19 protein-coding genes are annotated in these 17,877 nt (G+C 42.7%); 7 read left to right on the plus strand and 12 right to left on the minus strand.

Annotation, left to right across the window (positions count from 1 at the left end; genetic code table 11):
* Position 1: 1 nt before the first annotated feature.
* On the plus strand, positions 2–358 hold the full coding sequence (locus AC6UDD_RS00715) for an MmcQ/YjbR family DNA-binding protein (RefSeq protein WP_500717529.1): 357 nt from the start codon (positions 2–4) through the stop codon (positions 356–358).
* Here the strand turns inward: AC6UDD_RS00715 and AC6UDD_RS00720 are convergent.
* The 11 genes from AC6UDD_RS00720 to AC6UDD_RS00770 all read right to left on the minus strand — a co-directional run bounded on the left by AC6UDD_RS00720 (position 339) and on the right by AC6UDD_RS00770 (position 9,087).
* Positions 339–1,124, minus strand: a complete 786-nt coding sequence (locus AC6UDD_RS00720) for an energy-coupling factor transporter transmembrane component T family protein (RefSeq protein WP_500717531.1) — start codon at positions 1,122–1,124, stop codon at positions 339–341. The genes AC6UDD_RS00715 and AC6UDD_RS00720 overlap by 20 nt on opposite strands.
* Positions 1,117–1,668, minus strand: coding sequence for a biotin transporter BioY (locus AC6UDD_RS00725; protein WP_500717534.1), 552 nt, complete (start codon positions 1,666–1,668; stop codon positions 1,117–1,119). The genes AC6UDD_RS00720 and AC6UDD_RS00725 overlap by 8 nt, the downstream gene beginning before the upstream one ends.
* 213 nt (positions 1,669–1,881) lie before the next feature.
* Positions 1,882–2,229 carry a type II toxin-antitoxin system PemK/MazF family toxin gene (locus AC6UDD_RS00730; protein ID WP_500693377.1) on the minus strand — a complete coding sequence of 116 codons (348 nt, stop codon included), beginning with the start codon at positions 2,227–2,229 and terminating at the stop codon, positions 1,882–1,884.
* Complete coding sequence (locus tag AC6UDD_RS00735) at positions 2,229–2,495, minus strand: AbrB/MazE/SpoVT family DNA-binding domain-containing protein (RefSeq protein ID WP_500717536.1); 267 nt, start codon at positions 2,493–2,495, stop codon at positions 2,229–2,231. The genes AC6UDD_RS00730 and AC6UDD_RS00735 overlap by 1 nt, the downstream gene beginning before the upstream one ends.
* 70 nt (positions 2,496–2,565) lie before the next feature.
* Positions 2,566–3,210 (minus strand): amino acid ABC transporter permease, encoded by a 645-nt coding sequence (locus AC6UDD_RS00740; protein WP_500717539.1) that lies wholly within the window; start codon positions 3,208–3,210, stop codon positions 2,566–2,568.
* Positions 3,207–3,857, minus strand: a complete 651-nt coding sequence (locus AC6UDD_RS00745; RefSeq protein ID WP_500693380.1) for an amino acid ABC transporter permease — start codon at positions 3,855–3,857, stop codon at positions 3,207–3,209. The genes AC6UDD_RS00740 and AC6UDD_RS00745 overlap by 4 nt, the downstream gene beginning before the upstream one ends.
* Positions 3,854–4,717 carry a transporter substrate-binding domain-containing protein gene (locus AC6UDD_RS00750; protein WP_500717542.1) on the minus strand — a complete coding sequence of 288 codons (864 nt, stop codon included), beginning with the start codon at positions 4,715–4,717 and terminating at the stop codon, positions 3,854–3,856. Before AC6UDD_RS00750 ends, AC6UDD_RS00745 begins: the two co-directional genes overlap by 4 nt.
* 17 nt (positions 4,718–4,734) lie before the next feature.
* Positions 4,735–5,475 carry an amino acid ABC transporter ATP-binding protein gene (locus AC6UDD_RS00755; protein ID WP_500717544.1) on the minus strand — a complete coding sequence of 247 codons (741 nt, stop codon included), beginning with the start codon at positions 5,473–5,475 and terminating at the stop codon, positions 4,735–4,737.
* A gap of 201 nt (positions 5,476–5,676) precedes the next feature.
* Positions 5,677–6,900 (minus strand): DUF2075 domain-containing protein, encoded by a 1,224-nt coding sequence (locus tag AC6UDD_RS00760; protein ID WP_500717546.1) that lies wholly within the window; start codon positions 6,898–6,900, stop codon positions 5,677–5,679.
* Positions 6,893–8,302 carry an MFS transporter gene (locus tag AC6UDD_RS00765; protein ID WP_500717549.1) on the minus strand — a complete coding sequence of 470 codons (1,410 nt, stop codon included), beginning with the start codon at positions 8,300–8,302 and terminating at the stop codon, positions 6,893–6,895. Before AC6UDD_RS00765 ends, AC6UDD_RS00760 begins: the two co-directional genes overlap by 8 nt.
* Positions 8,303–8,325: 23 nt before the next feature.
* Positions 8,326–9,087, minus strand: a complete 762-nt coding sequence (locus AC6UDD_RS00770) for a pyrroline-5-carboxylate reductase family protein (protein ID WP_500717551.1) — start codon at positions 9,085–9,087, stop codon at positions 8,326–8,328.
* A 184-nt stretch (positions 9,088–9,271) separates the two neighbouring features.
* On the opposite strand from AC6UDD_RS00770, the gene AC6UDD_RS00775 reads away from it, so the two are divergent.
* On the plus strand, positions 9,272–9,772 hold the full coding sequence (locus tag AC6UDD_RS00775; RefSeq protein ID WP_500717553.1) for a hypothetical protein: 501 nt from the start codon (positions 9,272–9,274) through the stop codon (positions 9,770–9,772).
* A 51-nt stretch (positions 9,773–9,823) separates the two neighbouring features.
* Here AC6UDD_RS00775 and AC6UDD_RS00780 read toward each other — a convergent pair whose 3' ends face one another.
* Positions 9,824–11,563 (minus strand): phospho-sugar mutase, encoded by a 1,740-nt coding sequence (locus AC6UDD_RS00780; RefSeq protein ID WP_500717555.1) that lies wholly within the window; start codon positions 11,561–11,563, stop codon positions 9,824–9,826.
* A gap of 152 nt (positions 11,564–11,715) precedes the next feature.
* Here AC6UDD_RS00780 and AC6UDD_RS00785 point away from each other — a divergent pair, with 152 nt between their 5' ends.
* From AC6UDD_RS00785 to AC6UDD_RS00805, 5 genes are all read left to right on the plus strand, one after another.
* Complete coding sequence (locus AC6UDD_RS00785; protein WP_500717557.1) at positions 11,716–11,988, plus strand: GNAT family N-acetyltransferase; 273 nt, start codon at positions 11,716–11,718, stop codon at positions 11,986–11,988.
* Positions 11,989–12,000: 12 nt separating this feature from the next.
* Entirely contained in the window at positions 12,001–12,993 is a 993-nt protein-coding gene (gene galE, locus AC6UDD_RS00790) for a UDP-glucose 4-epimerase GalE (protein ID WP_500717559.1), read from the plus strand.
* 14 nt (positions 12,994–13,007) lie between these two features.
* Complete coding sequence (locus tag AC6UDD_RS00795) at positions 13,008–13,919, plus strand: DMT family transporter (protein WP_500717562.1); 912 nt, start codon at positions 13,008–13,010, stop codon at positions 13,917–13,919.
* A 132-nt stretch (positions 13,920–14,051) separates the two neighbouring features.
* Positions 14,052–16,781, plus strand: a complete 2,730-nt coding sequence (locus AC6UDD_RS00800; protein ID WP_500717565.1) for an MMPL family transporter — start codon at positions 14,052–14,054, stop codon at positions 16,779–16,781.
* Between the two features lie 156 nt (positions 16,782–16,937).
* The gene (locus AC6UDD_RS00805) at positions 16,938–17,876 is read left to right on the plus strand and encodes a DMT family transporter (RefSeq protein ID WP_500717568.1); all 939 of its coding nucleotides are present in this window, start codon (positions 16,938–16,940) and stop codon (positions 17,874–17,876) included.
* Position 17,877: the final 1 nt, after the last annotated feature.

A 17,877-nucleotide genomic window follows, 5' to 3' on the forward strand; every position in this document is an offset into this window, starting at 1 on the left:
AATGAATAATCGTGATGATGTAATTAAATACATTAAAAAGCAGTTTGACGTGGAACCAGACCGGCCTTTTAAAGAATATCCAAAGTACTTGGCTTTTCGTCACAAGGATGACCAGAAGTGGTTTGGCCTAGTCATGAACGTACCGCAAAACAAATTAGGGTTAAACGGAATCGATGAGATCGATGTCTTAGACGTGAAAGTGGATCCAGATGTTGCCGGACTTTTGAAACAGTCCAAGGGCTATTTACCGGCTTATCACATGAACAAGGAGCACTGGCTTACGATTGTGCTTGGTGAAGTTGATTCAAAACAGGTTCAAAAGATGATTCAGGATAGTTTTAAAATGACCTTAAAGTAAGAATTAAAACTAAGTAGATGATGACACCGCCACCAAAGATGATGTCTTGGATACTAAACTTAGTTTCGTGATACCTAGTCGTTTGGGAGTTAGGGACGTAACCACGGGCGTCTAAAGTATCAGACATCTTGTCAGCGTGGTTTGTGACCGCGTACAACAGTGGAATGATGAGATGAACGTGGAGTTTGATTTTCTTGGTCAATTTTGATGAAGTAAAGTCAACTCCGCGGCTGGTTTGGGCAACTTTTAGATCGTTTAGTTCACCTAAAATAATGGGAATGAATTGCAGGGTGAGAGTAATCATTAACGAAAACTCAGATATAGGCAGATGAAGATAAGTTAATGGCCTCAGTAGTCGCGAGATTGCCTGTGATAGATCTGATGGACTGGTCGTAAACGATAAAAGGGCGGCCACCAGAAGCAGAAGGATGATTTTAACGCAAAGCTTGCCTCCATAAAGCCACCCACCCACATTAATCTGATTAATGTACAAATCGTGATTGGTCGGAAAAATTCCGTGATAAATTAAAATAAACACTAAAATGAATAAAATGGGCTTGATGGAACTAAGTGCCATGCTTAGTTTGATGTGGGCCAAGTGATACAGTCCAATTAGTCCTAAAGCTCCGATGCCAATTTGAATAGTCGTGGTTGACCACATGAATGTGATCGTGATGAGCGTAATGAAAATGAGCTTAGTTCGCGGATCTAATTGCTGCATGAAGGAATGATTGTTCGCGTATGTGCCAAAGATAAAATTATTCATGTTTGAGTTGTGACACCAGACTAATTTTCTTGGTTACGACACAGATGAGACTAACGATCACGGCCTTGATGATATCACCAGGGATGAAGGCTAAGTTTGAGACTAGCGAGGCCGTCACTGATATGTGGGCAATTACTGAGAGGTACAAGGCCCCAAAAACATCAATCAGAATCACACCACCGATGACATTGGCGATGAGGTACTTCCAGAAATTAATCTTCCTCCATGATATTTCGACCAAAAGCCCAATGAGAAAGGCGGCGATGGGCCAAATGATGAAGTAACCACCGGTTGGTCCAGCTAAAATTCCTAAACCGCCACGTCCGCCTGAGAGGACAGGCAGGCCAATTAAGACCAGGATAACTACCAGTAGGGCACTTAGAAAGCCGTTTTTCTTACCTAGAAAGCTTCCCTGAAGCATGATGCCCATACTTTGTAGCGTAATTGGAACTGGGATAAATGGCAGTGTCAGCGGTGGAAAGAGGCCTAAGACAACGACGATTGCGGCAAATAGTGCGTCATAAACAAGTTCTTTGGTTTTCATGATTGTTGCTCTCCTTAATTAATTACTTAAATGTCTTTATTTAAGATTATCGATTAAATTCATGAGAAACAATCATTTCATCAAATGATGTTGGTCAAATGTTATTGGATCAATTATTTATCCGAAAATAAAATTGAGCCACATATTTATTTTTGCAACCTATGAACACAAAAAAAGAGGTCACACCTTCGTGTGGCCTCTTTTTCGTACCTTTTAAAAGAACTGTTTAATGTTATTAGTAATTTTCCGCATGTCCCGATCGTCTAACTTCGCAACTAACTTAGTTTCGCTTCTAACTTCCATGTCCACGGTTCTGACGTGCTGAAGCATGGCAGTCCCATGAACATTTTTGTTATTAACCTGAAAGTATAGTGGTGACTTCACGTACTTCTTTTCTTCCAAGTACTTAGCGGAAGAACTGATTGGAATTACAATCACCGTGTTCATTAGATGATTATAGTGATTGTTACTAACCACCAGACACGGACGTTTTTTCTTGGTTTCGGTGCCAAGTGCCGGTTCAAGATTAACGAAGTAAATCTCACCTTGTTTATAATTCATTAATCGATAACCTCCGACCCCTGATCAGGGCCCCAATCTTGTTCCGAACTGCTGACGTTACCGTATTTCTTCTCCTGATCTTCAACGATTTTCCAAAACCCCTCAAAAGATTCTTTAGGTGCCATCGTTACCGAGCCATCTTTTTGAACTGTAAATTCTAGTTGGTCGTTTTGCTTAAGATTGAGAATGTCACGGACGGTTTTTGGAATCGTAATTTGATTCTTACTCGTCATTGTTGCTGTGATTTTAATTTTGTTTGTCAACATGCATTAACCTCCCATATGCCCTCATCCAATGTAGCTCAAAATCAAGAGAATGGGAAGCAATTTGTGCATGCTAGACCATTCTTTTGTCAAACCATTTTGCAAGTAAGGAAAGTCCGTAGTTAATAATGAAGTACATAATGGCAATCGTGACAAACATCGGAATCATGTAGTTAGGGTTCTGACCGTAAATGACCTGAGACCTAAAGGTTAGTTCTGGAAGGACAATGGCGGTTGCTAACGAAGTATCCTTAACTAGTGAAATGAACTGGGAAATCAGGGGTGGAATGGACTTCTTTAGGGCCTGTGGCAACAGGATGTGCCATAACGTTTGGGCCTTGTTCATTCCGGTAGAAAGGGCTCCTTCAGCCTGGTCCACTCCGACTGAGAGTAGACCGCCACGGATAATTTCACCAACCATGCTGGCTTCAAAGACCGACATGGCAACGACCGTAGCCGCAAAGGCATTCAGTTCTACCCCTAACTTTGGTAGAGCAAAGAAGGTGAAGAAGATGAGAAGCAGTAGTGGCAGGTTCCTAATGGTGTTGGAAATGAAACGAACTGTCTTGGTAAAGTAGGGAACTTTTTCAAATAGGATGATTCCGATCAGCGTTCCCAGGATAAAACTAATAATAATTGAAATCACTGATACCAGAATGGTAACCACTAGACCACCCAGTAAATAGTGCATGTTAATTAAGCTAAATGCTCCACTCATTGTGTGACACCTCCATTCACTTTGCGCTCAATCACGCTCATGCATTTGGAAACAGAGACGGTGATGATGAGATACAAAATTCCAACGATGATGTAGGTGTTAAATGGGTCAAGATTTTCACCAGAGATAACGTTCGCCTGGTACATTAAATCGAATCCGGCCACGAATGACAGAATTGATGAGTTTTTAACCAGGTTAATGAACTGGTTTCCAAGTGATGGGATGGCCAGTTTGAATCCTTGAGGTAAGACCACCTGAATCATGGCCTGAGTGTACGTTAATCCGTTCGCTCTAGCACCCTCCATCTGGCCCGGATCAACTGAGTCAACACCACCTCTAATACACTCAGCGATAAACGCAGACGTATAGAGGATTAGTCCGATGGTTCCAGACCAAAAGCCGGAAATGTGGAAATCGGCGGCGACCACCACGTAGAAGAACAGGGTGATAACTAGAAGTGGGATGTTTCTAAAAAATTCGACAAACGCACTTCCGATGAATTTAAGTAGTTTATTTGGAGCCATTTCTAAAAGGGCAAAGATGGTACCCAAGACTAGTGATCCAACTAATCCAATGATTGAGGATAAGATGGTAATCCAGAAGCCGTCTAGAAGAGTTTTCCAATTTTCAAGAAAGATATTTATCATTTTTCAAGACTCCTCCAATCTAATCCAGGCACGTTTGAGAACCATTTCTTAATCAGCTTGTTGTAAGTTCCGTCGGAAATGACCTGTTCTAAAGCTTTATCCATGGCGGCCTTCAGTTCAGGTTGGTGCTTGTTCATTGCTAATCCATATGGTTGGTTAGTGAATGGTTTTCCGACAACTTTGGTGGATCGATTTTGATCAGCTAAACCGTACAGAATGGCGTTATCGGTGGTTACGGCAACTCCTTGACCGGACTCAAGGGCACTTAAGGCCTGAGAGTTATCTGGCATGGAGATGACCTTTGCCTTCGGGGCAAACTGTTTCATGGTTTGAATCGCAGTCGTTCCAATCGTTGTGATTACGGTGTACTTAGGATTGTTTAACTGACGAATGTCTTTAATCGGTGAATCTCTTTTAACCAGAATCGATTGACCGGCTGGAAAGTACGGCTTAGTAAAGTCAATTACCTTGGCTCTTTCGGGCGTGATGGTCATCGTTGCGGCCACTGCTTCAACCTGATTATTTTTTAGTAACTGGATTTTAGAGTTAGTGGTAACGGAAGTGAATTCGGGCTTGATTTTCGTTCCGGCGTCTTTTGCCATTTGGGCGGTAACGGCGCGTGCCATGTCGACATCAAATCCTTCACTTTGACCAGTCTTGGGACTGATTAAGCCAAACAGTCTGGTATCACCCTTAACGCCCCAGTGCATGACGTGGCTGTCCTTGATTCTGGCGTAGTCATTGGTTGCGACCGACTGATGTTTCTTGGCCTCAAGACCAGTAAAGATGCCGCCAATGATTATGACGATTAAGATGACGGAGGCAATCAAACCCACTCGTTTTAACTTAAATTTACTCATGGAATCTACCTCACTTTTTATTTATGTTCAACTTGTGATAGGAATTTGCGAGCTCGTTCGGTCTTAGGGTGATCGAAGAATTCGTCGGTCTTAGAGTTTTCCAGGATTTTCCCGTCAGCCATGAAAATAACCCGATCGGCAACGGATCTGGCAAAGCCCATTTCATGAGTAACAACGAGGGTCGTCATGTCCGAGGTGTTGGCAATGTCCTGCATGATGTCTAACACACTCCCGACCATTTCTGGGTCAAGAGCAGAGGTTGGTTCGTCAAACAGCAGTACCTTGGGATTCATTGCTAGGGAACGGGCAATGGCAATTCGCTGTTGTTGACCACCAGATAATTGAGCTGGGTATTTGGCTCCCTGGTCTGGGAGGTTAACTCGTTCAAGGAGTTTCTTTGCTACCTTTTCGTTTTCAGCTTGAGGACGTTTTAAGACGATTCGTGGAGCCAACGTGATGTTTTCGGTGATGGTTTTATTGTTGTAGAGGTTGAAATGCTGAAAGACCATCCCAACGTCAGTTCTAAGTTTATTGAGGTTGGTTTTGTTGCTTGACAGATCTTTGCCGTCAACAACGAGTTGACCCTCTTGAATGGTCTCTAGTCCATTAATGGTTCTAAGTAAAGTTGATTTACCTGATCCAGATGGTCCGATTAACACAACGTTTTCACCCTCGTGAATATCAAGGTTAATGTTGGTTAACGCGTGAAATTTGCCGTAGTACTTTTCTACGTCTTTGAATTGAATGATTGATCCCATTAAATTGTCCTCCTTATCATAAGCTCCAAAAAATGTATTTTGGGGTTATGACTAGATTATACGCATTGAAAAGAAATTACTAGCACTGATGGCACATTTTGTTACACAAAATTGAATTTTTTTATCCAAACAGCAAAAAAGACCCCAAAATGCGAACATTATGGAGTCTTTCTGCTTAATTATCTTTAAAATGGAACTTACTTAGTGGGTGATCTTTTGAAATGATTTCATCAATGCTGCTCTAAGGTTCGGGTCGTGAGCAAAGATGTAAGTCCCAAAAACACCGCGCTTCATCAGCACGTTCACGGAGTTCAGGATGATTTGCCGTCTTATTTGTGCAAATTCCTTTGGATCCGTGATGTCCCTTCGGTGTTTCTTACTTTCAACATCGGTTTGCTTTTTTAAATCGACCTTTACGCGGTGATCTTTAGGGTCAAGATAGATGGGCGGTCCTAAAATGATGCCGACGTAGTTCAAATCAAATCCCTGACAGGTGTAGATGGAACCAACTTCATTGATGGTTTGGGGAATTTCCGCCCACGGGGTACTGGTGTAATTGTACTGATCCCACGGCATTTTGAAACCACCAAGCTCTTTGATGTAATGTTTTCCGCCATCTAAAGTCGATGGATAGCCAGTGGTCGAAACAATTCGGGATAAGCCCACTTCATCGTTCTTCTTCACAATCGCTTGGCGCATTTTTTCAGCGTCATCAAAGATTTGAAAGTCGTAACCAGTATCTGCGTCCTTGGGGATTGGTAACAGCTTGCCCTTCGTAAATTCGTTGATCCAGTGGACCAAGTCTGGCTTAGCGGTCATGCGAAACTGATGAGTCAGTTGATAGCTTTCGTGATAGTAGGGCCCAAGTAGTTTATTTAAACGTTGCTTGTCCCAGTAACACTTGGTCCGTAGTACCTGATTCATGTCAAAGACGGCAATGACGACCTTGCTTGACTTAATGATCTCTTCTAACTGGTTTTCCTGATAGAAATTATTGTAGTGGTCCGGTGAAGACAGTAGTAAATGGGCCTCATCAACAATCACAACGTCAGCATGTTCGTTTCGCTTATGCATTTGGTTAATAAAAGAGGTAGGACGCATAAAGTTCTTTTTTAAAACATTATCTTCAGATCCAGCAATTTGTTTGTAAACCTTCAAAATTTCTGGATGGTTAACTAAGAAGTAGTTCTTAGTATCATGAAGCTTGCCTTTTTTCTTTGCGGCTTGTTGAATGTTGAAAAATAGTTGACTTAAAATGACACTTTTGCCCGTGCCGGCATCCCCGAAGATCGTGAAAACGGACGGTTGTTTTTGATCAATTCGTTGATTAATAAATTGTTCGATTTGATTGATTAATTGTTCCTGTTCCGTAGTTAAATGGTGAAGGTTCGGAGCAAGTTTCTTAATTGCTTGATTGTTATGCATTTTTGACGTGGTGCTTTCTTTGAATGGTCCAGTTAACTAGTGAGAGAATTAATCCAGCAACTGCTAGGACAAATAATAGTAGGAAGTCCATGTGACCACCCATGACCGTCTTTGAAACGTATTGGGCAGCACTGTGAGCCTGGTTCTGGTTAAAAGCGTAGATCGTTGCCAGGACACTAGTACCGATTGAACCAGCGTATTGTTGGAGCATGTTAAATAGCGAGTTCACGTCGGCTGAATCAGATTGTGGTGCGGTTTCTTGAGCATTGGTAATGGTACAGGAGAACGCACAGTTAAATCCAATTCGTAAAAGTGCAAATAACAGCGTTAACACGATAACCGTGAAGGCAGCGGTCATGGAACTAAACAAGAACGTGGCGATTGACAGCAGAACCATCCCAATCATGATTGGTTTAAAGGCACCAAACCGGTCGTAAGCTCCTCCAGCAAATGGCGAAATGAGTCCACCAATGATTGAACCTGGCAGCAGGATCAGTCCGGCAACCATGGCACTGGTATGAAGGACCGTCTCAGCGTAAATTGGAATTACAAATGACGCCCCAATGTTGATGAACATCAACAAGAAGTAGTTCACGGCGTTCAGTGAAACCGTGGGGATCTTGAGGGGGTGAAGCGACATTAGCTGTGAATCACCGTGGCCATTGAGATAGATAAATAAGACCAGGGTGATTAATCCAATGACGATGGGAATGAGGCCACTCATAAACGTTGCACCCTTGACGCCAAACTGGTTAGCACCCCAAACAAATGAGAATAGGGTCACGATCAAGAGGGCAAAGCTAACGAAGTCAAATCGTTTGGAGATTCCCGGAGCCTTAAGGTCAATGCTCTTAAGTCCGATAAACAGGGTGATTAGGACGATTGGAAAAGCCACGATGAAGATGTAACGCCATGAAAGTAGTGATGATAGCGTTCCACCGTAAGTTGGTCCCAGTGCGGGAGCTAGTGAGATAACCATGGAGGCAATTCCAGTGTAAAAACCGATTTTTGGTCGTGGTACTTCAGCAAAAATGATTTGATACATCATTGGAAGTGAGATCCCAGTAGCCGCCGCTTGAATTAGTCGTCCAATTAATAGGAGCCAGAAGTTGGGTGCGACCGCACACAAAATATCGCCAAGGATAAACGCGGTGACTGCAAAGATGAAAATGTTTTTCAGCGGAAATTTCTTTAGTAGGTATGCCGTTGTTGCCATGGTGATGGTAACAACTAGTAAGTATCCAGTTGAAATCCACTGAACTAAGTTTAACGAAATGTGAAAAATTTGTGAGAGTTCCGGAAACGTAACGTTCATTGAGGTTTCTAGTAGAATTCCACAAAATGATAGTAACGCGGTGGCGAGGATCGCGATTTTGGTTTTTAAACTTACTTTTGAATCCAAATAATTTCCTCCATTACCGTATTTTACTTGTTGGCGTCGTTAACCGCCTTGTTGACAGCATTTCTAAACCCGGTAGCGTCTAAAGCAACCACCCCACGAATGGTTGATCCGCCAGGTGAGGTCACTTGGTCTTTCAAAGTTGCCGGTGAAATGCCAGTATCGAGTGCTAATTTGCCACTGCCTTGAACCATACTTGCAGCGACCTTAAAGGCCGTTTCACGGTCAAGTCCATTTTGAACGGCAGCATCAGCCAAGGCGTCCAGGAAGACGTCAACAAAGGCGGGACCACATCCGGCAACCGTTCCCACGATGCCAAGGTTTTGGTTGCTGGTCTTAATGAGTGTCCCTAGGTTAGCGACAACGTCTAAGGCCGACTTAATGTCTTCTTCATTAGCATTCTTAGATTCACCAACGGCGATGCAGCCGGCGTTCACAGCAACCGGGATGTTAGGTACGATACAGACCACTGAGTTGTCTGGGTGCACGTCGTTAATGGCTTGTTCACTAACTCCCTGTGCTGCTGAAACGATCACAGTTTGGTCTGGTAATTTGGTGTTCTTCAGCACTGCCACTGTAATTGGTGCGGGAGTTGTTACAAATAGGACGTTTAAGTCACTTGGAAAATCATCGGTGACAATCGTAAAGCCAAGGTCTTTTGAGAAGTTTTTGAGCTCGTCTGTTACGTGATGTCCCTTTACTAAAACGTCACTCGCGGTATATTTGTTAACAAGTCCTTTAATGATGGCGCTGCCCATGTGGCCGGCACCTAATACTCCAATTTTCATGTGATTCACTCCTTAATTTATCATTATGGTAATAATGATACATCATTGTTAATTGGTTATGTAAGCAGGAATTAACAAACCGATGATTTTACCCAGGAGAAAGTTACTATTGGTAAGCGCTTACAGCTAATGATATAATGAAGGTAATAATTCACAAACCAAACATCAGAAAGGGGTTGGCAATTTGAGCTTAAAAAGTTGGTTTAGTAATTTGACGGATAAGGAGACCCTGAGCCTTTCGGATTCAAAACTGGCGGATAACGTTCAATTCATTGATAACGAAGGAAAATACCTTGAAACGGTTGTTAATAGTTTTAAGGATAACTCCGGGTTAGTTCATTATCGTGGGGATGGTTACACCGTTGAGAATTCATTTGCGTTTGCGATTGGTGACCTAGTCAATGACGATAACTTGCTTGAAAAATGCGCTTATTCGATTAAATTGTTAAAGAGAATGGACGCACCCAAAAAATCAAAGTTGGCCTCCTTAATTGCGCAGTTGATTAAGATGATTACGTATGTTTCTGATTATGTTACGGGGATGCGGCGTGATATGCGCCAAGGAACAACTGGTCATGCTGCGATCCAGATGTTCTGGCGTAGTGAGAAGGCCATTAAGGAATTTAAGGTGGAAAAAGTGTACACGGTGGCCCTTGTGAATGCTGATGAACCGGCCGCTAAATGAACGTACTAAAAAAACTGGACTCAAACGAGTCCAGTTTTTGTTTGCTTAAAATTATTTATTTAATAGTTCATCGTCAACGGCTTTAGTGTAGCTTTCAAGTTTTTGATCAGCCGCCTTTGCTGTATCAGCTTTGACACCGATGTAGAACTTAATCTTGGGCTCCGTTCCAGAAGGACGAATTGCAAGCCAAGTCCCGTCATCAAGCCAATACTTTAAAACGTTCGATTGTGGTAACTCAATCTTTTGGGTTGAACCATCAGCCATCGTGGTGGTGGATGTCTGGAAGTCTTCAAGCTTGACTACCTTGGCACCGTTAAACGACGTCATGGGATGGTCTCTAAAGTCTTTCATGATTGCGGCCATCTTGGATTTACCCTCTAGACCATCGAATTCCTTAGAGATGGTCTTTTCTCTAAAGTAACCGTACTTCTTGTAGATATCCTGAAGACCGTCGTACAGGGTCATCCCTTTTTCTCGGTAGTAAGCAGCGACTTCAGCAAGCAGTAAAGTCGACTGAATGGCGTCCTTATCTCTTACAAATGGTTTAATTAAGTAGCCATAGCTTTCTTCAAATCCAAAGAGGAAGGTATGATCGTGATTTTGTTCAAAGTTTTTGATTTGTTCCGCGATAAACTTGAACCCGGTGAGGACATTCTTCATCTCAATCCCGTAATTTTTGGCAATATCAGTGGCGAGTTCGGTTGAAACGATTGATTTAACCACGACCCCGTCCTTTGGAAGGGTACCAGCGTCTTTTTTGGCTTGAAGAATGTAATTTAAAAGTACACTAGCGATTTGGTTTCCAGTCATGAGTTTGTACTCACCATCGGGTTGTCTAACGGCAGCTCCCAGACGGTCAGCGTCAGGGTCAGTAGCAATCAGAACGTCTGCATCTTCCTTTTTACCCAATTTGATGGCAAGATCGAAGGTCTGCGGGAATTCTGGATTAGGAAATGGTGTAGTAGGAAACTCGGGGTCGGCGATGGTTTGTTCAACAACCGCGTCATAGTTCTTGAACCCAGCGTCTGAGAGTGCTCGTCTAGCAATGATTTTACCAGTCCCATGAAGGGGAGTGTAGACAAACTTCAGGTCTTTTCCTACCTTATTAATCAGGTCATGGTTCACGTTGACCGTTTGAACGGCTTCTAGATAAGGCACGTCGACGTTTTCACCAACGATACTCATGAGTCCGTCATTTCTAAGGTCTTTTTCCTCTGAAACTGGGATCTTGAAGAGGTCGTTGACTTTTCGAACGTAAGTGGTGATTAGATCGGACTCTTTGGGTGGCATTTGACCACCGTCTTCACCGTAAATCTTGTAACCGTTGTATTGTTTTGGATTGTGACTAGCGGTAATCATGATTCCGGCGTAAGTGTGTAAGTGACGCACAGCAAACGAAAGTTCTGGGGTTGGACGAATGTCATCAAAAACAAACGTCTTGATGCCGTGAGCACCAAGGACCCGAGCCGCTTCGTGAGCAAAAAGTTGCGAGTTGTAGCGGGGATCAAAACTGATGACGACCCCACGCTTTTTTACCTCAGGATCAAGGGTGTCCATCAATTGGGCGAGACCCTCAGTGGCCTGTCTAACGGTATAAATGTTCATCCGGTTCGTCCCGGCACCGAGCGTTCCACGCATTCCGGCCGTTCCAAATGAAAGGGATGAACCAAAAGCGTCTTCAATTTGTTCCGAATCGTTTCTCATCTTAGCTAAATCAATTTTTAGTTCTGCGGGCATATCTTCTTGAGAAACCCAGTTATCGTATTCCTGTTTAGTATCTGTTGCACTCATAATTTTCCTCCTGGAAACAATTTTTCCACGTCGAATAGTTTGAATTGTAACTTCTAATAAGGATTATAATTAAAGTCTGACACTCCGTCAATGTAAGCGCCTTTATATTGACGTTAAGACTATGATATACTTACGCTAAGGTGGTGAGACAAATGAAATTTGATTATGAACCAGGCCGTTTCTATGCTAACGATGTCCGTGGTGATTTAATTGCTGAAGTTACTTTTACTGAAGATAATGGAGTGGTCTCCATTAACGAAACGTTTGTGAACCCAAATTATCGTGGCCAGGGCCTAGCTGGAAAGTTAATTATGGTAATGATTGATTACGCCAAAGAAAACCATGATTTAATCAAACCAGTTTGTTCCTTTGCCGTTAAATTTTTCGAAAAAAACACTCAATATGATGATTTACTGGTTAAATAGGAGGTAATTAAGATGGCTGTACTAGTTGCTGGAGGGGCCGGATACATTGGTTCTCACATGGTCGATCGTTTAATTAACAAGGGTTATGACGTCGTGGTAATTGATAATTTATCAACAGGACACCGCAAGGCTGTTAATCCAAAGGCCAAGTTTTACGAGGGAGATACTCGTGACTCTGACTTTTTGGATGAGGTTTTTGCTAAGGAAGATATTGACGCTGTCATCCACATGGATGCTTTCTCACTGGTTCCAGAATCAATGAAGGATCCCTTGAAGTACTTTGATAACAATGTCATTGGGATGATTAAATTGTTAGAGTCAATGAAGAAAGCTGGGATCAAGTACCTGGTCTTTTCTTCTACCGCTGCGACCTATGGTAATCCAGAGCGAATTCCAATCTATGAAAAAGACCGAAAGGACCCCATCAACCCCTATGGTGAAAGCAAGTTAATCATGGAGCACATTATGAAGTGGGTTGATGAAGCTTACGGTATTAAGTTTGTTGCTCTTAGATACTTCAACGCCGCTGGAGCAAAGGAAGACGGGTCTATTGGTGAGGATCACCATCCAGAGACCCATTTAATTCCCATCGTCTTAAAAGTGGCTGCGGGTCAGCAGGATACCATGAAGATTTTTGGGGATGACTACGACACGCCAGATGGGACTAACGTTCGTGATTACGTGCACGTCCTTGATTTAGCTGACGCTCACATCTTAGCCATGAAGTACCTGGAAAAAGGCAATCCAAGTAACATTTTTAACCTCGGCTCATCGACTGGTTTTTCCAATAAGCAGATCGTTGATGCTGCTCGAAAAGTTACCGGTAAGAAGATTCCGGTTGAAATTGCGGCAAGACGTGGTGGCGATCCGGATACATTGGTTGCAAACTCTGACAAGGCGAGAGAAGTGCTTGGTTGGAAACCACAGTTTGATGATGTTGAAGAAATCATTAAAACCGCTTGGACTTGGAAGACTAAGCATCCAAATGGTTACGAAGATAAGTAAATGGGGCACAAATATTGAAGAAGAGTAAAACTTACATTGGTGTCATCCTAGCAATTGCTGGAGCCATCATGTGGGGAATTCAAGGACCCGTTTCGCAGTACTTGTTTCAAGACAAGAACTTTTCAACGGAATGGCTGATGGGAGTTAAGATGTCGGTTGCCGGCATCTTAATTCTTTTATTTACAAAATTTGTTCAAAAAAATAGGATTTTAAAAATTTGGCACACTGGCTATAGTTGGGTCATCCTTCTCTGTTATACTATTTTTGGTTTATCGGCCGTTCAATACCTGTACTTACTGACAACGAGAGCCAGTAATGCGGCCACTTCGACCATCATGCAGAGCCTGGGAACGGTCATCATCATGATTTTGACGGTGATTGTGTACAAAAAAGCGCCAACGATTCAGCAGGGGGTTGCCGTAGTGGTTGCCTTACTTGGAACGTGGTTACTGGTAACGAAAGGGGACTTGACTCATCTTGCAATGAGTCCCAAAGCGTTTACGCTTGGCCTTTGTCTGGCTTTTGCTGGTGCGCTTCAGACCATGCTGCCGGTTAAACTCCAAGAAAATTTCAGCACGTTTGTCATTATTGGATGGGCAATGATCGTTGGTGGAGTGATCTTCACCTGTATTCATCCCTTCTGGGTGGACGTTCCTAAGCTTTCCCTTGGTGGCATTTTGGGAGTGGCCTTCATTGTGCTTTTTGGCACAATGCTGTCATTTCTATGCTTCACATCGAGTCTAAGGTATGTGTCCGCCACGACTGCCGGACTACTTGATACGTTTGAACCACTTTCAGCAACCATTGGAACGGTGGTTTTCTTACACACTAGTTTTAATATCTATGAAACCATTGGTGGCATTTTGGTCTTAAGTACCGTTTTTATCCTGGCAATCAGACCCAGGAAATCATCACTTCAGCACTGACTAATCGGTTGGTGCTTTTTTGATTAGGCCACTTTTGGCGTATTGCTTGTTTGTGATCATTTTTGTATAATTGAAAGCGTTATACACGAATTAATATTTTAAGTAAAATATTAAGCATTGAGGAGGAGTTTGATGAATAGGTTCGTCAAAAAATACATATTTTTTGCGATATTTTGGGTTCTTGCTGTTTTAGCTGCCATTTTCTTTTTGCCCAGCATTTCACAGGTAACTGCACAACATGGACAAACTAAGATTCCAGCTAACATGCAGAGTCAGGTTGCTGAAAATATTCAAAAGCATTGGGGTCATCACATTAGCGATACCAGACAGGTTGTATTGGTATATAACAACGGTGATAAACGCATCGATGCTAGTAAACAGGCTAACATTGATCACACCGTTTCGAAGCTAAAAAATGACGCTGATTACTATGGAATTAAGGGTGTTACTTCAGCAAATGAGAATGCCGCCACCAAGAAACAACTGATTTCAAAGGACGGTACGACTGAATTAGTTCAACTGAATGTTTCTAAAAAGGATTCGGTTGAAACGATGAACAACAAACTCAAAAAGGGTGCGAAAACGGCGAACTTGAAATCGTACGTGACGGGATCCGATGTCTTAGATGACGACATGCGGCAGTCAATGATCGACGGAATCAAGCAGACCGAAATCATTGCGGCAGTCTTCATTTTGATTGTGTTGATCATCGTCTTTAAGTCCCCAATCGTTCCGTTGATTTCGCTTCTGACCGTGGGAGTTTCTTTCATTGTCTCTTTGAGTGTCGTCATGAATTTAGCGAAATATATGGGCTTTCCACTCTCAAACTTTACCCAGGTCTTCATGGTGGTAGTGCTATTTGGAATTGGAACCGACTACAACATCCTGCTGTACGATCGTTTTAAGGATAATCTGGGGCAAGGAATGGACAAAGTGGAAGCGACAGTCGATGCCAGAAGACGCGCTGGTAAGACCATTCTCTACAGTGGTGGCTCGGTCCTGATTGGTTTCTTTGCGCTTGGGCTAGCCAAGTTTTCAATTTACCAGTCTGGAGTAGCCGTTGCCATCGGGGTAGTAGTTCTATTACTGGTACTTCTCTCGTTAAATCCGTTCTTTATGGCACTGCTTGGCAAGACCATGTACTGGCCCGCTAAGAATTTGTCATCAAAGAAACGGGGTAGCCGAATCTGGTACTTCTTGTCCAGTCATTCAGTGGCTCACCCAGTGATGGCAATTGCCTTGGTTCTAGTTTTGACTTTGCCGTTGATTTTCTTTGCTGGAAAGAGCAGTTTGAATTACGATAATTCGGTTGAATTAAGCAATTCATTGCCTTCAAAACAGGGATTGAATACGGTATCTAAACATTTCTCAAAGGGGACTGCCGAACCATCAACGATTTATATTCAATCAAAACACAAAGTCAATAACGAGAAGTCAATGATGGAAATTGATCGGATTACTCGTCAATTGGAGAAAAATAAGGAGATTAAGACGGTTGCTTCGGTCACTCAGCCAAGTGGCGAACCGATTAATCAACTCTACTTAAACGATCAGCTTGGGACTTTGAACAGTAAGATGCAACAGGCGAATGCTGGTTTAACCCAGCTTCAGAGTGGGGCTAACAGTGGCTCGTTTAATGCCGATCAATTAAAGGCGATCGGGGCATCGGCCCAATCAATTGGAGATCATTTAAAGACCATTCAAGGCGCTAGTGGAGCAAGTACCGCTCCCGGTCAAACTTCTGGTCAAGAAGTCATCGCCCAGATGCAGCAACAAGCTACCGCTATGGGGTCCCCAATGAGTCCTCAGCAGTTACAAATTGTTGCTTCCGGCCTGCAAAGTGTTAGTTCTAAAGTTCAAATGCAACAGGCCGCTTCTATGTCAGGTCTTCAAAATGAATTAGCCGGCATTGCTTCTGACACTCAAAATATTGGTGCTAATGCTCAGGCAATGGGTCAACAGTTGCAAGGAGTTCAAGCCCAATTGTCGCAAGCAAATGATGGCCTAAGTAAGATTAATAAGGGCATGCAGCAGTCAAATGAATACTTGACTGGTTTACAGAACTCAGCTGCGGCTGCGAACACCTTCTACATTCCTAATCAAGTGCTTCAAAGTGATACCTTCAAGCAAGCCTTAAACAACTACGTCTCTTCTAATGACAAGATTACAAGCATCACCTTTGTCTTAAAAGATAATCCATCAAACGCCAAGTCGATGAACTTGGTTAAAAACGTTCAAAATCAAGTTAAACAATCGCTTAAGGGAACCAGTCTAAATGATGCGACCGTTGCGATTGGGGGAGAGACGGCAACCATGTCTGATACCCACGATATTGCATCACAAGACTTCTTTAGAACGGCTGTCATCATGTTAGTCGGAATCCTGATTGCACTGATGTTTGTAACCCGTTCGATCTTACAACCACTTTACATTGAGGGCACGCTGATTTTGACGTACTTCACTTCACTGACGTTGACACGGATCTTCTCGGATGTTTTCCTCGGACAGAGTATGTTGACTTGGAACACGCCGTTCTTCACCTTTATTATGTTGATTGCATTAGGGGTCGATTACAGTATCTTCTTGATGATGAGGTACAGAGAGAATAAGGACGGAACGCCTGCTGAACGAATCGTTAATTCAGCTAACTATATTGGGGTAGTAGTATTATCGGCTGCCGTGATTTTGGGTGGTACATTTGCCGCACTAATTCCATCAGGAATTTTGACACTGATTCAGGTGGCCATCGGGGTTATCATTGGTTTAATTATTCTAGTAATTATTTTGCCAATCCTGTTACCAGCTGCCATTCGGTTAACGTATCAGCCAATGAGTTTTAAACGAGATAAAAACGAAGATTAGACTTTAACTTAAAAGTGAAACCAAGATTTCTTGGTTTCACTTTTTTTATGTCAGTTAAAATGACATGAACTATTGACCGCCCTTTACTGAACGCCTAAAATTAACTTATTAATGTGTATCAAAATGAATCGGTTTAAACCGAGTTAGGGTGAAAATATGAGTGAAGAAAAGACTAGCATCGGAAAAAGTAAAGTATTAAAGGGCATTGCGTGGGCAACCCTCGCATCAACTTTTTGGGGTGTCTCAGGAGTTGTCTTGCAGTTTGTCTCACAAAATGCCGCCATTCCGGCCTCATGGTTCTTGTCCGTTAGAACTATTTTTTCTGGAATTTTACTTTTAGCAATTGGTTCGATTATGTATGGGAAAAAAATATTCCATGTTTTTAAGGACTGGAAATCGATTATTTGTATTGTGGCATATGGAATCATTGGTTTAGGTGCCAACCTGATGTCGTTTTACCTTAGTGTTCAGGACGGAAACGCTGCCTCAGCCACCATCCTGCAGTACCTATCACCACTGTTTATTTTACTGGGGGGCTTTTTATTCTTTCATAAACGTCCCTATAAGATTGATTTAATCGTGTTCCTGTTGGCACTTGTGGGTGTCTTTTTGGCCATTACCAAGGGTGACATTAATCAGTTAGCCATTCCATTGCCAGCGTTACTTTGGGGAATTGTTTCAGGAATTACGGCCGCATGTTACGTTGTCATTCCGCGTCCCTTGATGGAAGAGAATTCACCAATTGTAGTGCTTGGATGGGGAACTTTGATTGCCGGATTGGTCTTTAACATTCACCAACCAGTTTGGGTTGGTGTGCCTCACTTAACGATGGGCGCGATCATTGGAATTGGTGCGATTGTCATCATTGGAACCGTGATCCCATTTGCATGTTTGCTACACAGTTTACACTTTGCTTCATCTGAAGACGTTAGTTTAGTTGATGCCGTTCAGCCAGTAGTAACCTTCATCTTGAGTGTTATCTTCTTACACACCAAGATTAGTTTAATGGAAATTGTCGGATCCGCCTTGGTCATTCTTGCCATCTACATCTTGCAGGACTCCAAACGTCGCAATATTAAACAACAGAAGCTTTAGC

This window comes from Fructilactobacillus sp. X2R1C3 (assembly GCF_059901425.1).

Bases quoted from the DNA above. Each gene is read 5' to 3' on its own strand.
- AC6UDD_RS00805 (WP_500717568.1), top strand. From the start codon at position 16,938: ATGAGTGAAGAAAAGACTAGCATCGGAAAAAGTAAAGTATTAAAGGGC.
- AC6UDD_RS00735 (WP_500717536.1), bottom strand. From the start codon at position 2,495: ATGTTGACAAACAAAATTAAAATCACAGCAACAATGACGAGTAAGAAT.
- AC6UDD_RS00730 (WP_500693377.1), bottom strand. From the start codon at position 2,229: ATGAATTATAAACAAGGTGAGATTTACTTCGTTAATCTTGAACCGGCA.
- AC6UDD_RS00745 (WP_500693380.1), bottom strand. From the start codon at position 3,857: ATGATAAATATCTTTCTTGAAAATTGGAAAACTCTTCTAGACGGCTTC.
- AC6UDD_RS00780 (WP_500717555.1), bottom strand. From the start codon at position 11,563: ATGAGTGCAACAGATACTAAACAGGAATACGATAACTGGGTTTCTCAA.
- AC6UDD_RS00720 (WP_500717531.1), bottom strand. From the start codon at position 1,124: ATGAATAATTTTATCTTTGGCACATACGCGAACAATCATTCCTTCATG.
- AC6UDD_RS00750 (WP_500717542.1), bottom strand. From the start codon at position 4,717: ATGAGTAAATTTAAGTTAAAACGAGTGGGTTTGATTGCCTCCGTCATC.
- AC6UDD_RS00760 (WP_500717546.1), bottom strand. From the start codon at position 6,900: ATGCATAACAATCAAGCAATTAAGAAACTTGCTCCGAACCTTCACCAT.
- AC6UDD_RS00725 (WP_500717534.1), bottom strand. From the start codon at position 1,668: ATGAAAACCAAAGAACTTGTTTATGACGCACTATTTGCCGCAATCGTC.
- AC6UDD_RS00770 (WP_500717551.1), bottom strand. From the start codon at position 9,087: ATGAAAATTGGAGTATTAGGTGCCGGCCACATGGGCAGCGCCATCATT.
- AC6UDD_RS00715 (WP_500717529.1), top strand. From the start codon at position 2: ATGAATAATCGTGATGATGTAATTAAATACATTAAAAAGCAGTTTGAC.
- AC6UDD_RS00755 (WP_500717544.1), bottom strand. From the start codon at position 5,475: ATGGGATCAATCATTCAATTCAAAGACGTAGAAAAGTACTACGGCAAA.
- AC6UDD_RS00785 (WP_500717557.1), top strand. From the start codon at position 11,716: ATGAAATTTGATTATGAACCAGGCCGTTTCTATGCTAACGATGTCCGT.
- AC6UDD_RS00800 (WP_500717565.1), top strand. From the start codon at position 14,052: ATGAATAGGTTCGTCAAAAAATACATATTTTTTGCGATATTTTGGGTT.
- galE (WP_500717559.1), top strand. From the start codon at position 12,001: ATGGCTGTACTAGTTGCTGGAGGGGCCGGATACATTGGTTCTCACATG.
- AC6UDD_RS00740 (WP_500717539.1), bottom strand. From the start codon at position 3,210: ATGAGTGGAGCATTTAGCTTAATTAACATGCACTATTTACTGGGTGGT.